13 protein-coding genes are annotated in these 15,295 nt (G+C 35.1%); 7 read left to right on the top strand and 6 right to left on the bottom strand.

Going from position 1 to position 15,295, the window contains the following annotated elements:
* Positions 1–65: 65 nt before the first annotated feature.
* Complete coding sequence (locus tag JJQ98_RS01015) at positions 66–1,127, bottom strand: glycosyltransferase family 2 protein (protein WP_065828042.1); 1,062 nt, start codon at positions 1,125–1,127, stop codon at positions 66–68.
* 110 nt (positions 1,128–1,237) lie between these two features.
* Between JJQ98_RS01015 and JJQ98_RS01010 the strand changes: the two genes are divergently transcribed.
* Both JJQ98_RS01010 and JJQ98_RS01000 read left to right on the top strand, forming a co-directional pair.
* Complete coding sequence (locus tag JJQ98_RS01010; protein WP_170252213.1) at positions 1,238–2,296, top strand: glycosyltransferase; 1,059 nt, start codon at positions 1,238–1,240, stop codon at positions 2,294–2,296.
* Complete coding sequence (locus JJQ98_RS01000) at positions 2,293–4,575, top strand: capsular polysaccharide biosynthesis protein (protein WP_247596638.1); 2,283 nt, start codon at positions 2,293–2,295, stop codon at positions 4,573–4,575. The genes JJQ98_RS01010 and JJQ98_RS01000 overlap by 4 nt, the downstream gene beginning before the upstream one ends.
* Here JJQ98_RS01000 and JJQ98_RS00995 read toward each other — a convergent pair.
* Complete coding sequence (locus JJQ98_RS00995; protein WP_151105010.1) at positions 4,561–5,664, bottom strand: phospholipase A; 1,104 nt, start codon at positions 5,662–5,664, stop codon at positions 4,561–4,563. The two genes, JJQ98_RS01000 and JJQ98_RS00995, sit on opposite strands and share 15 nt — an antisense overlap.
* 108 nt (positions 5,665–5,772) lie before the next feature.
* Here JJQ98_RS00995 and kpsM point away from each other — a divergent pair, with 108 nt between their 5' ends.
* The 5 genes from kpsM to kpsS are packed head-to-tail and all read left to right on the top strand — an operon-like array spanning position 5,773 to position 11,302.
* Positions 5,773–6,537 carry a capsule polysaccharide transporter KpsM gene (gene kpsM, locus JJQ98_RS00990; RefSeq protein WP_065827766.1) on the top strand — a complete coding sequence of 255 codons (765 nt, stop codon included), beginning with the start codon at positions 5,773–5,775 and terminating at the stop codon, positions 6,535–6,537.
* Positions 6,534–7,193, top strand: coding sequence for an ABC transporter ATP-binding protein (locus JJQ98_RS00985; RefSeq protein ID WP_005021470.1), 660 nt, complete (start codon positions 6,534–6,536; stop codon positions 7,191–7,193). Before kpsM ends, JJQ98_RS00985 begins: the two co-directional genes overlap by 4 nt.
* Positions 7,194–8,321, top strand: coding sequence for a KpsE/RkpR family capsule polysaccharide export protein (locus tag JJQ98_RS00980; RefSeq protein WP_005021472.1), 1,128 nt, complete (start codon positions 7,194–7,196; stop codon positions 8,319–8,321).
* Positions 8,321–10,045 carry a polysaccharide biosynthesis/export family protein gene (locus JJQ98_RS00975; protein ID WP_151105009.1) on the top strand — a complete coding sequence of 575 codons (1,725 nt, stop codon included), beginning with the start codon at positions 8,321–8,323 and terminating at the stop codon, positions 10,043–10,045. Before JJQ98_RS00980 ends, JJQ98_RS00975 begins: the two co-directional genes overlap by 1 nt.
* Positions 10,046–10,048: 3 nt before the next feature.
* Positions 10,049–11,302, top strand: a complete 1,254-nt coding sequence (gene kpsS / locus JJQ98_RS00970) for a capsule polysaccharide modification protein KpsS (protein ID WP_151105008.1) — start codon at positions 10,049–10,051, stop codon at positions 11,300–11,302.
* 14 nt (positions 11,303–11,316) lie between these two features.
* Here the strand turns inward: kpsS and galE are convergent, their stop codons facing one another.
* The 4 genes from galE to JJQ98_RS00950 are packed head-to-tail and all read right to left on the bottom strand — an operon-like array spanning position 11,317 to position 15,196.
* Positions 11,317–12,321, bottom strand: coding sequence for a UDP-glucose 4-epimerase GalE (galE, locus tag JJQ98_RS00965; RefSeq protein ID WP_151105007.1), 1,005 nt, complete (start codon positions 12,319–12,321; stop codon positions 11,317–11,319).
* Positions 12,322–12,333: 12 nt separating this feature from the next.
* The gene (locus JJQ98_RS00960) at positions 12,334–12,687 is read right to left on the bottom strand and encodes a hypothetical protein (protein WP_040499816.1); all 354 of its coding nucleotides are present in this window, start codon (positions 12,685–12,687) and stop codon (positions 12,334–12,336) included.
* A gap of 5 nt (positions 12,688–12,692) precedes the next feature.
* Complete coding sequence (locus JJQ98_RS00955; RefSeq protein WP_005021479.1) at positions 12,693–14,063, bottom strand: cytochrome P450; 1,371 nt, start codon at positions 14,061–14,063, stop codon at positions 12,693–12,695.
* Positions 14,063–15,196, bottom strand: coding sequence for a hypothetical protein (locus tag JJQ98_RS00950; RefSeq protein WP_151105006.1), 1,134 nt, complete (start codon positions 15,194–15,196; stop codon positions 14,063–14,065). Before JJQ98_RS00950 ends, JJQ98_RS00955 begins: the two co-directional genes overlap by 1 nt.
* Positions 15,197–15,295 lie beyond the last annotated feature (99 nt).

Raw genomic sequence — 15,295 nt, 5'->3', positions numbered from 1 at the left:
ATTTTGCTTTACAAACAATAAAATCTATAAAGGACTATTTTATACTGGCAATTTAAACCTTACAATTATCCTTTAAAACTATATTTTTTACTTGAAGTCTCACATATACCAATAAATTTCCTTCTCCATCTTGCAAAATTTTTCTCAATCTTCCACAAAACAGATTTTTGTCTTTTTAAAAAACTTTTAGGATTATTGATGATTTCTTCTATTTCTTTTAATTCATTTTTATTAAAAATATTGCTATCTAATTTTTTATTTTTAAATTCTTTTCCAAAATGTTCCAAAAACTCTAATTTAAATTTTTTATCAATTCTTTTTAGATTCCACAAATATAATTTAAATTTTCTATACAAAAATATTTGTTCCATGTCATCTTTTTGATTAATTTTTATATAATTTTCTACAAATTTACTCTCATCACATACACAATAAACTTTATTTTTATTATTAACAGAAGAATTTTGATTATCTTGCCTATAAAAATATAAAGCCTCCTTATGAAAATACACACTATTTGCATTAGCCATCATCAAAAACCACAAACCAAAATCCTGATAAGAAGCCCCATCTGTTTCATTTGCATAAATACTAAATTTACGCACAAAATCCAACTTATAAATCCCACTTTGATTCATAGTCCAGGTGTATTTAATAATCTCTTTTTCCTCTTTTGGTATACTCACTTTACCATACACTTTAGAGCCAAAACCCACTCTTGCCATAGACAAATATTTAAAATTCCTGCCAAAAATTCCTTTTTCAAACCCAAAAATATCCGCTTTAATCATATCGCAATCACAAATTTCTGCCAATCTCCATAGCTTCTCACACATTGTTAAATCCACATAATCATCGCTTTCAACTATGGTAAAATATTTCCCTTTAGCATTTTGTATCCCTAAATTTAACTGATACCCAAAGCTTTTTCTATCTGATAAAATAATTTGTATTCGCTTATCTTTTAAGGCATACTCTTGCAAAATTTTTAAAGTTCCATCATTAGAATTCGCATCAATGCACAATATTTCTATATTTTCTAGACTTTGATTAACTACACTCTTAATACACTCTTCTATGAAATCTGCAGAATTATAGCTAGGAATTAGAACTGAAATTTTAGGCACTTTCTACCTTATACTTGAATTTTATATATCTAGTCCTACTAATTTTACCCAACTTTCAATATGTTTTAGATAAAATCAGCTAGTTTTTAGCTATTTTTGTAAGGCTCATCTTGATTACATTTATCACACCCATTTTTTATAAAAACAAACATTCTTATATCTACAAGCGTTCAAAATCACTTATAGAGAGTTTTGCAGATTATAAAGATATAGAACTAATTATCGCCGATTCTAGTAAAAAACCTATTTTAAACGGATCCTTTAAAAATATTAAAATTATTCATTCTTTCTGTAATGACAAACTTTTCTCACCTGCTAAAGCTAGAAATCAAGCAGTTTTAAAAGCAACTTATGAGCTTATATTTTTTTATGATGTGGATTTATTTTTTGATCCACGCCTTATCAAGCAGCTTCTAAACTTAGCTCAAAAACTTACCCAAAATAAAAAAGATTTCATCGCACTCCCTTTCTTATATCTCACAAAAAAGGGATCAACATTTCTCACTGCAAAAAAAGATATTCAAGCAATAAAATCAAGCTTTCTCAAAGGTGAAAATCATCTCGTAGAGAGCTTTGCTGCAAATGGAACAACCATACTTCTAAAAAAAAGCGATTTTTTAAAACTTGGTGGCTTCAGAGAGGATTTTTTAGGACACGGAGGGGAAGATTTTGACTTTTTACATCGTCTATTCTCCCTTTATCCCAATTCTACAAAACATAACGACTATTATGTAAATCAAACCTCACAATTTGTAGCAAATCTAAAAGGTTTTAGAAAATATATGGCTTATTATTCTCTTCCTAACTTTTTTGATGATCTTTTTTTATTGCATTTATGGCACCCACGCCCCTTTGGCAACCCTTTTTATTTCCGCAAAGAAATTAACAAGACTCTTCTTCTAGATTCCATGCAAAATTTTGATAAAGTCAACAAAAGCACTTATATCTCCACAAAACAACTTCCAGATCTAGAAAATTTTATCCTAGATTTAGCTCATAAACATGGACTTTCCAAAGATCAATGCATAGGGTTCTTTTCTTATGGCAAAGGTATTAGATCTCCAAAAAAACCCTTAAGTAGTAAATTAAGAAAACTCCTGCTTAATCCAAAATCTTTTTTACAAGATAGCAAAATCCTTAAATCCTTAACAAAGATGAAAAACCCATGAAACCAAACTACTACCTCTACAATTTAAGGCAAATCTTCACCCACAAACAATTCAAAGGCTGGGGGCGTAAAAAAACGGGTAAATTTGCAAGATTTCTTGCAAAAATTTTCAAAAAAGATTTTCTCTTGCTTGAAGATGGATTTATCCGCTCCTTTGGCTTAGGGTGCGAGGGCTCTCCTAGCTTCTCACTTGTGCAAGATAGAATCGGCATTTATTATGATTCCACCACTCCAAGCGAATTAGAAAATCTCCTCAATACCTACAATTTTCACGCTAACCCTGCCCTGTTAGAAACCGCCAAAGAAGCAATCAATCTCATTACCACACACCATATCTCCAAATACAACCACGCTCCTGAAGTCCCACTAGATTACTTTACTGCCACAGATTCCGCAAAATCTAGAGATTTTATAGATTCCTCAAAAAATTCTGCAACCTTATCTGATTTGACAAATTCACCTTATTTTGAAATTTCTCCTAATTCTACTGCCAAAAAACTGCCAAAAAACTGCCAAAAAATCGCTCCCCACTTACAAAAATCATCCCCTTTGATTGATTCCATAGTCCAAAGCCCAACCAACCAAAATTCCATAAACAACCCCTCCCCTAGTAATTCCACACCCCAAAAAGCCACCCAACAAAATCCCAAAAGAATCCTCATCATCTCCCAAACCAAAGGCGATTGTAGCCTTACTTATGGTTCTACTGGCAAATTTACTACAACCCAAATTATCCAAGATGCCCTAGCAGAAAATCCAGATTCTGAAATCTATCTCAAAATCCACCCTGATGTGCTAAGTGGTCGCAAAAAATCCGACTTCAATCCAAGCGAGCTTCCCCCACAAATCAAGCTTATTACCGAAGATTTCAATCCCATTTCTTTGCTCAAGCACTTCCACAAAGTCTATACCAAAACCTCCCAAATGGGCTTTGAAGCTCTGCTTGTAGGCTGTGAATGCGTATGCTATGGAATTCCCTTTTATGCTGGTTGGGGGCTCACAATAGATAAGCAAACTTGCCCTAGACGCACAAGAAAGCTAAGCCTAATAGAAGTCTTTGCTGCAAGCTACATTCTCTACTCTTGCTACTACAATCCCATTTATGACAGAAAAAGCGATATTTTAGATACACTAAAAACCATTATCCGCTACAAACATTTCTACACAAAAACACAAAAAAAAGCCTTTATGTTTGGGTTTTCTTTATGGAAGCACTCCTTTATCTCACCCTTTATGCCAAACTTCAAGCCACAAAACATTATTTTTATCAATCCTTTTTTTACTTCCCATTTCAAATCCGCACTCAAAAAAGGCTTACTCCAAGAAGCCCTTAAACAAAACTGCGAAATTTTCATTTGGGGGCGTAAAAACTTTGGCAGAATCGAATCCTTTGCCAAAGAAAACGCAATCCCCATTACACGCGTAGAAGATGGCTTTATCCGCTCTATCTCTCTTGGCTCTGACCTCACGCGACCCTTTTCACAAGTTTTTGATTCAAGCGGAATCTACTTTGATGCCACCACCCCAAGTGAGCTAGAAGAGATTTTAAATCACACTGATTTTAGCCCAGCACTACTTAATGAAGCTAAAATCCTAAAAGATAAAATCCTTGCAAACAAAATCTCAAAATACAATACCAACCCTCACAAATCCCTAAATCTCCCACAAGACAAGCTAAAAATCCTCATCCCCGGACAAGTCCAAGATGACGCCTCTATCCTCTATGGGGCAAATGGACGCACAAATCTCTCTTTACTTCAACAAGTGCGAGAAGAAAACCCAAATGCCTATATCCTCTACAAGCCCCACCCTGATGTGCTAAGTGGCAATCGAATCGGACATATCCCTGATTCTACCGCCCTGCAATACTGCGATGAGATTCTCACTGGCGTTAGCCTCTCATCTTGCCTAGAAGCTGTTAATGAAGTGCATACTCTAACTTCTCTAAGCGGTTTTGAAGCCTTGCTTTATGGCAAAAAAGTCGTAACTTATGGAATGCCCTTTTATGCTGGTTGGGGACTCACAATAGATAAACAAACTTGCCCTAGACGCACAAGAAAGCTAACCTTAGAACAACTCATCGCTGGAGCATATATCCTCTATCCCCGCTATATCCATCCCAAAACACTTTCTCTCTGCCACCCAAATGTCCTTATTGATGCCCTAGAATCCGAAAGACAAAAACTCCAAAACAACAAATTCTACGCTTTTAAAAAACATCTTTATGCCAACCTCTCCCGCAAAACCCAAAAGATTCTAAGAATTTTAGCGATTAAATAAAATCCCCATTCCTATGCGATTGATGGAATTATTATAATCCCCCAAACTCTCGCCATAACCATTAAAAAACTGCAAATAAAAATACAGATTCTTATAAATCGGGTAAGAATAATCTAGCAAAATCGAACCTCGGTTATCACTCCTAAGATTATTTCTCCAAGTTGCTGTTATTAGGTGTTTTCTCCACAAATACCCCACACTAAGCTCCCCATATCCCAAATAAGAGGCAATATCGGGATTATCATCTTTATTTGGATCTTCTGGGATTCTATACCACGCCTTAAGCGACATTGCAAAGTTTTTATACCCATAAATTCCCTCTACAAAGATTCTATCCCAACTCCTTGAACTTCCCAAATCTCCACCATTGCTTTGATGCAAATACCCAAAATTCACTCTATCAAAAAACACATCATATTTTTCAAGTGGGTAGCTTAGATACAGACTTGGAGCATAATTGCTTTCCCTAAAGGGCTTGGAATTTTCTGAATCATAAAGCTGCCAAAAACTCTGCTGCGTATAAGCAAAATACAAATCCAAGTCCTTCAAAAACAAATCATCAAAAAGCCGCTTTTTAATGCTAATTTGAAATTTCACTTCAGTTTGTTTTCTCTGATTTGGCTCTTTTGAAGAACTAATATTAAGAGGCAAAATATAATTAAACTTATCGGGTTCAAAGCCCAACAACCCGCCCATAAATCGATTGCGTTCAAACCTTCCCTCATAGAGGCTTTTCTCTTCAAATTCTGGTGTGGATTCTGCTGAAGATTCTGTCAATATAGGCTTTTTGGTTGTTTTGAGAGATTGTGCAAGCTTTTCACTCTTTGTTTCTGTATTTTGCGTTTTTGGAATATCAGAATCTTTTTGGATAATTGTGATATAAAACTTCTCATTTTTATCTAATTTTAATGTAATATTATCTGTCGCTTTGCTATCAATATCGACTACTTCCCTAATCTGCATATCCTCATCTAAGATAAGAATCTTGAGATTCTTCTTTGGTGCAAACTCCAAATCCTTAATATCCTCAAAACTCTCCGCAAAAGCAAAAAGCCCCAAAAAACACACAAACAAAATTTTTCTTAACAAATCCAAACCTCTAATCACATAATTTTATGGATTTATTATTATACAAGCAAATAAAAGATAAAATACTTAATTTTAGACTTAAAAAGTTTTGAGAGTATAAGCAGTATTATGAGATATGTTGTTGAAGCATTATTCTTGCGAGAATTAAAGACGCGTTTTGGTAAGAATCGGAGATTAGGATATTTTTGGGTTGTTGGTGAGCCAATGACTCATATTCTCTTTTTTTTGGTGATTTTTACCCTTATTCGTGCAAGGACAATTCCACAAGTCCCGATAGAAATGTTTTTGGTGACAGGATTTGTGCCATTTTTTATGTTTAGAAATATCGTAACACAAATTATGGCGGGCGTCCAAGCTAATAGAGCATTAATTGCCTATAAACCTGTCAAACCTATTCATATTTTTATTGCAAGAACTCTCCTAGAAATGTGTATTTATTTTGCTGTTTTTGTGCTTTTTATGGCAGGTTTTGGCTGGTTTTTGGATTTGCCTATTTTGCCAGTGCATTTTTTGGAAGTCTTTATTGCATTTTTGGGTTTAGCATTTTTGGGATTTGCCTTAGGGGTTTGCTTGGCATTTTTAAATAGCGAAGTAGAATATGCACAGATTTTTATCAACTATGGCATCAATATTTTATACTTTGGTTCAGCAGTTTTGTATCCTTTGTGGATTATGCCTGATTATATTATTGAAATCTTGCTTTACAATCCTGTTTTGCAATTTCTTGAAATTTTAAGAGAGAATTATTTTGATGGTTATCCTCAAATTGATGGAATTAGCTTCACCTATCCACTCTCTTTTGGTGTTATTTTGCTTTTTATAGGGCTTTGGTATTATTATTTCCGCTATAAATATTTAGGACAAATCCGATGATACAACTCAAAAATATTACCAAATCATACCCCCTAAGCAATGGGCAAAGGCATTATGTTTTTAAAGATTTGAACTTTACCTTTCCTGATGAGTGCAGCATTGGTTTAATGGGTAGAAATGGTGCAGGCAAATCAACTTTAATGCGAATCTTAGGCGGAATGGATATGCCTGATAAAGGCAAAGTTATCACAGACAAAAAGATTTCTTTCCCTATTGGACTTGGTGCATTTTTTCAAGGCACACTCACAGCAAGAGACAATATCAAATTCCTTACAAGAGTTTATGGTTACAGAGGTGAGAAGCTAAAAGAAAAAATCGCCTTTGTAGAGGAATTTGCTGAAATTGGAAAATTTTTTGATGAACCTATCAATGTGCTTTCCTCGGGAATGAGAGCAAGGGTTTCTTTTGGTATGAGTATGGCATTTGACTTTGATTATTATCTAATTGATGAGGCAGGTGCTGTTGGCGATCCTGCTTTTAAGCAAAAAAGTGCTAAAATTTATCAAGAAAAACTTAGCAAATCCAAAGTCATTCTTGTCTCCCATAGTGTCGCAGAAATACGCAAATGGTGTGACAAAATTATCCATCTTGAAAATGGGATTGTGAAGGTATATGATGATGTGGAAGAAGGCATTAGAGCCTATCAAGGAAAATAAATGGAGAAATTAAGACTTTTATTTCAAAAGCAAAAAGCAAAAAAAATATCTACAATTTTAATGAGCTTTAATATTGTATATATTCTAATGATTCCGGTAATTTTATATTATCTATTTATTGCAGCCGATCGGTATGTGAGCTCCATTACATTGAGTGTTCGTTCTATGAATAGCGATATTGCACCTGTAAGCGGATTAGCGTCATTAGTTGGAATCAATACAGGTGCTAGGGAAGATGTTTTGTTTTTACAAGAATACATTCATTCACTTGATATGCTAAAGATTCTTGACAAAGATATTCACCTAAAACTTCTCTATCAAGCCCAGCAAAAAGATCCTTTCTTCGCCCTATCAGAAGAATCTGACCAAGAAAGATTCCTCAAATTCTACCAAGATCGAGTTAAGGTTATTTTTGATGATACTTCAGGATTGCTAAAAGTCGATGTAGAGGGCTTCACTCCTCAAGATGCACAGATTATTGCCAATGCTATTTTAAAAGAATCCGAAAAATTTGTTAATGAAGTTTCACATAAAGCTGCAAGGGAGCAAATGGCATTTGCAGAAAAGGAATTACTAAAAGCCAAAGAAAGATTGCAAAATGCAAAAAACAATCTTTTAGCCTTTCAAGCTCGGTATGGAGTTTTTGACCCACTCAAGCAAGCTGAAGCCAAAGCAAGTCTCACTAATACCATCGAAAGTCAAATTGCCACCAAAGAAACTGAACTTGCAACAATGCAGAGTTATCTTAATGAAAATGCACCACAAATTATTATGCTAAAAGCAGAAATTGAAGCACTCAAAGAACAGCTAAACAAAGAAACTTCCAAAATCGTCTCATCAAAAAACACAAAAAGACTCAATGATTTAGCTGCTAAATTTCAAGATTTGACGATTGAGGCACAATTTGCACAAGATGCCTACACTGTTGCTTTAACCTCCATTGAAACAACACGCATCGAATCTAGTCGCAAGATTAAGCAACTAGTCGTGATTCAAGGTGCCAATGAACCACAATCACCCACCTATCCAAGAAAATTATATAATATTATTACTATTTTTGTGATTCTTTCTGTTTTATACGGAATCATAAAACTTATCACAATGATTATAGAGGAGCATAGATACTAATGAAAAAGCTATTACAATTCTTATTTACCTTTACATTTTTATCCCATTTTGTTTATGGAGTTGATGTCTCTTCTATTACGAGCATTCCTAGCTCTTCTGCTGCACAAAATATCCCAGCAGATTTACAAACCACAACACCAAGTGCAACCAACACACTCACAAATGCCCCACAAACACAACCAATGCAAAATCCACAACCTCTCCTGCCACCCGTCTTTGGTGCTCATTTATTTAGCGGAAATTTCACACAAGCTTCCCAATCTCTTTACAACCCTGATTACAAAATCGCAGTGGGAGATAAAATTAACTTTAGAATGTGGGGAGCTGTTGAATTTCAACAAGAACTAATGGTTGATTCTCAAGGCAATGTATTTATCCCCAATGTAGGCGCTATTAATTTATTAGGAGTGCGTAATGGGGATTTGGTAAAAGTCCTCAAAAAAGGCATTTCAAGAATCTACAAACAAAATGTTTTTGTTTATGCAGATATGAATGTTTATCAAAATGTTTCTGTTTTTGTGACAGGAAATGTCAATAAACCCGGTCTTTATCAAGGATTAAGCTCTGATTCTATTGTGCAGTATTTAGACAAAGCTTCAGGGATTAATTTGGATTATGGAAGCTTTAGAAATATTGAAGTTTTAAGGGATAATAAAGTCGTTTTAGAAGTGGATTTGTATGACTTTCTCTTTAGCGGCAAAATACAGCTTTTCCCCTTTAGAACCGGAGATGTTATTTTGGTCAAAAACCTTGAAAACTATGCTTTTGCAGAAGGCGATGTTCAAAAACCTTTTAGATTTGAATTAAAAGAAGACATTAAAACCCTCTCTGATTTAGCAAGAGTTTCTGGAGCCAAACCTATCGTAACAAACGCAATTGTCCGCTCTTATCTTTCAAATAATAAAATAGATATCAATTCCTATAAACAAAAAGAATTCTCTGAAGTCGCATTAAAAGTAGGCGATGAAGTGGAATTTCGCCCCGATTATAGTGCTGAAAATATTACAATCAAGATTGAAGGGGAACACAATGGAATGCACTCTATGGTCGTCAAAAAAGGCACAACTTTAGCCGAAGTTGTCCTTCGCGTGAAACCCAATCCACAATCCAATATGGACGCTATCCAAGTTTTCCGCCAAAGTGTCGCACAAACCCAAAAAAGACTCATTGATGCACAACTCAAAGAGCTAGAAACCCTAGCCCTTACCTCATCTTCTGTAACAGCTCAAGAAGCCTCTATGAGAGCTAGCCATTCCAAAATGGTGCTAGAGTTTATCGAAAGAGCCAAGAATCTTACCCCCAAAGGACAGATTGTTCTTGAAAATAAATCCGCTTATGCGACAACCATACTTGAAGAAGGCGATATTATCAATATTCCAACAGCCAACAACCTTGTTTTAGTCCAAGGGGAAGTGGCATTACCCGGCGCTTTCATCTATGAAGAAGACAAGAATCTTGATTATTACATTAAATTAGCTGGTGATTTTACCGAAAGAGCCAATAAAAAACGCATTCTTGTTATCCGTGCAAATGGCAAGGCAGAAAGATACGATGCAAGTTGGTATGCCTTTGCTAGCGCTCCTAGCTTAAAGCCCGGAGATTCTCTACTTGTATTGCCTGCTATTGAAACAGGAAGAGGATTACAAATTACAAGCGTGTTAGCCCAAATTCTTTATCAAATTGCAATTGCTACAAGCGTAGTGTTAGATATTAACAACAACTAATCAATGCAGCTAAAAAAGGTAATCCAACAATTCAAAAACCGCAAGGTCTTGCTCCTGCAAGGACCTGTTGGACCCTTTTTTTATCATTTTGCAAAGAGCTTAAAAAACAATCAAGCGCAAGTTTATAAAATCAACTTCAATGGAGGGGATTTTATTTTCTACCCCTTTGGTGCAAAATCTTATAGAGGTTCTTTGCAAAATTTCGAATCTTTTTTGCAAGATTTTTGCAAAATCCACAATATTGATTGTATTATTATGTTCAATGATTGCCGCCCTATCCACAAAATAGCCATACAAGTAGCGGATTGTTTGGGGCTTCAAACTTACATTTTTGAAGAAGGCTATATCCGCCCAAACTTCATTACTTTTGAAAATAAAGGCGTCAATGCAAATTCTACCCTCCCAAAAGATCCTAATTTTTATTTAACCTACAAAGAAAAATCAACCTATGAAGAAAAAAATGTCAAGCACAGCTTTCGAAATATGGCTTGGTTTGCATTTTTGTATTGGTTTAACTCATTTTTATTTGCTTGGTATTTTAACAACAAACTTCACCACAGAAGTTTGAGCTTTACAGAAATGTTTCCTTGGTTTTTATCTTTTCTTAGGAAGCAGTGGTATAAAATTAGCGAAAAAGAAGATAGAGAATTCATTTTGGATTCTAAGGAAAACTATTTTGTGCTTATTTTGCAAGTTTATAATGATACACAAATCAAAAATCACTTTGAAGGCAGAAGGATTGAAAATTTCATCAAAAACTCTATCCGCTCTTTTGCCAAATATTCCAAAAAACAACATTTTTTAGTTATCAAACACCACCCAATGGATAGAGGATACAAAAACTACAAGAAATTTATCAAGCGTCAAACCCGCAAATACAATGTTACTCAAAGAGTTATTTATATCCACGAAATCCATCTACCAACACTTCTTAAAAATGCCCTTGGTTGCGTAGTTATCAATAGCACTACCGGGCTTTCTAGCCTTTTGCATAAATGCCCAACAAAAGTATGCGGAAATGCTTTTTACAATATTTGTGGTTTGACCTATCAAGAATCTCTCAATAAATTTTGGAAAGCCGCTAAAAAATTCAAAATCAACCAAAATCTTTTTGAACGCTTTAGAAGCTATCTGATTGATAATGTGCAGATTAATGGGAGTTTTTATGGGAAATTAGCAGCTAAATGCCCACCTACTCACAAAATCTCAAGCCAAACTTTAGCAAAAACGAAAAAAGATTTTAGCCCAAAACCCTAAGCCAAGCTCCCTATTCATACTTTTCTCTCCCACTCATAGGCACTTTTACAAATCAACTCCAAATCATTATATTTTGGCTTCCAATTAGTGTATGTTAAAATTTTATGATTATTGCTTACAAGCATAGCAGGATCTCCCGCCCTTCTAGGCTGAATCTCAACCTTAAAATCCACTCCGCTCACTTTTTTGACACATTCAATCACTTCTTTAACGCTAAATCCAACTCCATAGCCAACATTATAAATTTGCGAATGCTCTTCTTTCTCTAATGTTTTAAGCGTTTCAAAATGTGCATTTGCCAAATCATCGATATGGATATAATCCCTAATGCAAGTCCCATCCCTTGTAGGATAATCTTCTCCAAAGATTCCCATTTTCTCACGCTTTCTGCAAGCACATTCACACGCTACTTTGATTAAATGAGTGGCGTTTTTACTTCTCTGTCCAAGCCCACCTTCACTCAAAGCGCCAGCAACATTAAAATACCGCAAAATTACACTTCTAAAATTTGGATTTGCCACTTCAAAATCCCGCAAAATCTTCTCTACCATTAGTTTAGATTCCCCATAAGGATTAATGGGCAAAGTTTGAGATTCTTCAGAGATTGGCTCACTAAAATTAGGCTGCCCATAAACTGCAGCAGTAGAGCTAAACAAAAGCCGATTCACTCCATATTTAGCCACTACTTCTAAAAGCCTCAAAGTATTAGCAACATTATTATTATAATACAACAAAGGATTGACAACAGATTCTGAAACAACCAAACTTCCCGCAAAATGCACAATCCCATCAATCTTATGCTTCAAAAAAATTGTCTCCAAACAACTGCTATCCCCAAAATTACCTTGAACAAATTCTATTCTATTTGGAAACTTTTTTTGCAAAAATTGTATATTTTCCAAAAAACCCGTGCATAGATTATCCAAAACAATGATTTTGCAATCACTATTTTTCAAAAAACAATACGCCGTGTGCGACCCGATAAATCCTGCTGCTCCAGTAAAAAAATAAGTTTGCATCAAAAACCCTTTTTATAATTGCTTGCCTATTGTTTGTTCATTCAAACGCTTTCTCAACATCAAATCGATGATAGGTTGCTCTCTTGAATTTGCCCTTTTGCAATGATCTTTTTGGAAAAAATCTGTAATCTTTATCACAACTTTAGCCCATTTTTTATCCCGCTCTCTCCAAGCATGCGATGAAACCGATTCCCAAGCATAACCATTAAAAAGCGTAGCATTCACAAAATGGTCCAAAGCTCTAACCCCTTGACGCACGCGACTAACCTTGCCAAAAGTCCCCACAAAAACAATTAACAAATAGCCAATGATCATCAAAGGCACCAAAGCACACAATAGCAATGTCCCAGCCAACTTCTCTTTCATAAAGTTCAATTTTCTCTTTTAGTAAATTTAATATTCATACCATTTGCAGAGCGAATCGTCAGCCGACCCACAATATCTGGCACGAAATTTTCTTGTAATTCTAGCTTATACTCCCTTAAAATACTTGCTAAAATCAGAATGGATTCTTGCATAGCAAACCCTTGCCCTATACAAATCCTCTCACCCATTCCAAATGGCAAATAAGTATCTTTAACAATCTCTTTATCAAAGCGTGTTGGATCAAATTCGTGAGGATTCTCCCAATAATCACTATGCCTTTGAATAAGCCATGGTGCCACCACTACACCAGAACCACTTTTAATCAGTTTGTTACGCATTTTTGTATCTTTTTTAGCCGTCCTTGCAAAAAACCCAACAGGTGGATAAAGCCTAAGAGATTCTTTAAAAACATTTGTCAAATACTTCATTTTTCTTAGATGCTGGATACTAAAAGATTCTTTGCCTGCCACCTCCATAATCTCTTGATAGGCAAGTTCCTGCTCTTTTGGGGAGATACTCAAAATATAAAGCGTCCAAGTCAATGAACTAGCTGTTGTTTCATGCCCTGCTAGAAACAACATTGCCACTTGATCCAAAATCTCTTCAAAACTAAATGGTTTTCCACTCTCCACCTCAACCACTGCTAGCAATGAAGATAAAATATCCTGATATTCTCCACCCCCGCCTTGATGAAACAAATCATAACGCGGCTTAATAATATTGCTCAAAACTTCCCTAATGCTCTCTCCAGCTTTTATTCTCTTTCTTTCTCCCATTAGATTTGTAATCCATTGTGGAATCTTAAACATCTTCTTAATAGCCGTATGCACCGTTTCTTCTTGAAAAATCACAAAAGATTCTAGAATTTCCTTCCCTTTTATTTCATCAAGCTTTTGAGACATAATTGTGCGAAAAATCACATCAGCCGTCACAAAAGTCATCAATTCATCAACCTCAATGATAGCATTATTAGGATATGCTCTAAACTTTATCATCAAATCCTCTACTGCCTCATTCATCAATCCAAAAACCTTTGTGATTCTAGCCTGTTCAAAAGAAGGACGCAAAAGCTCTCTTTGTTTTTTCCACACTTCGCCATTGGTGGTAAAAATGCTCTCCCCAAGCAAGGGGCTTAACAAAAAATGCAATAAATCACTTTTTGGAAATTCCCTCACCTCATCAACCATAACGCGTCTTACATCTTTTGGATTATTTGCAATATACAAATCAAAACCCGGCATTTTTACCCTGCCTGATTTCATCTTGTAGCTTTTTTCATACAAACCATCTAGCCAAGAACGCCTTTTTAAGAAAAAAGTTGTCCATAAAGTCGCTTTTGTTTTATGCGGTTTTGGAAAAAACGGACATTGCCCCATTACCTGCCTCCTTTTATTTTTTGTTCCAAAATTTTTGGACCACCAACAAAATTGAAATAGTCATATTCTCCGCTAATTTCTGTGGCACACAAATAAAGAAAATGTGCCAAATACCAATTATACCGAATCTTCGCATAAGTCTTAGGCAAAAAGAGTTTATGGAATCTTGGCGATAAATAGCAAGGCGGATTCTTACAAGCAACGCCAGAATCTCTAAAAAAATCCAATAATGGGAAGCAAGCACCATCAATTTTGGAAGTATAATCAAACCACACTACTTTAGAATCTCCAAGTATCGCTAATTCTTCTTTGAATTTTTTACACTGCTTTTGAAAGCTTACAAGCGGGATACATTGCCCAAGAGTAAGAATCTTTAGTTTCTCCCAACTTAAACGCTCCTTTTTGCACTGCTCAATAACCCTTGCTGCGACACTCACTGCAAAAATTGTTCCAACGCTATGAGCACAAAGAATTACCTCCTCTTTATTTGATTTAAGAGACTGCATAATCTGCCCCAAAAATCCCTCCAAAAGCCTCTCCACACCTTCAACTTCACCAAGTGCATACTTCGCACAAAAAACATAAATATTAGATAGCCAAAATACCGCTAACCTCTTACCGCCCCACAAAATCACTCTAGTAGCAACCCACAAATAAAACAATACCACCAAAGTAGCCAAATATACATTCCATTTTTCTAAAAAATCCCAAAGTATATACGCACTAAAAAATACCATCGCATAACTGCTTATAAAATACACAATAGGGTATAATCCAGCAAGAAGTTGCGTTTTGGATTTTTGAATAAATACCTTAACAATCCCAGAAAAAATATAAGCTCTCAAAAAATAAATAAAATCGCAAATGAAATCCCACAAACTCTTAGACCAGCACTTCTGCACCAAATCACTCCAATCCAAAAAGTAATAATTACTCACAGAATGCTTAGAAACAATCTTGCAAAAAGCATTTTTTTTTCCTTGCAAAGTTTCTTCAAAACACAAAGCAGAAAGCTTTAAATCCAAATGATTAATTTTATTTTGTTGATTGAGATTTTTTTTTAATAGTTTATAATAATAGCGACAACTACGAGGATCATACCCTGCGATATAAAACACATCTCTTTGTAACATAGCATTCTTTTGGTTAGTGAATTAAAATTTTATTATAAAGCAGAATATTTTAAAAAGAGTTAATTTAGATAGGCTAGTTAAGCGTTTTTAGAGAAAATT

Source organism: Helicobacter pullorum NCTC 12824 (assembly GCF_017979475.1).
GTDB classification, from domain to species: domain Bacteria; phylum Campylobacterota; class Campylobacteria; order Campylobacterales; family Helicobacteraceae; genus Helicobacter_D; species Helicobacter_D pullorum.
This window is presented reverse-complemented; position numbering and strand designations above follow the sequence as displayed.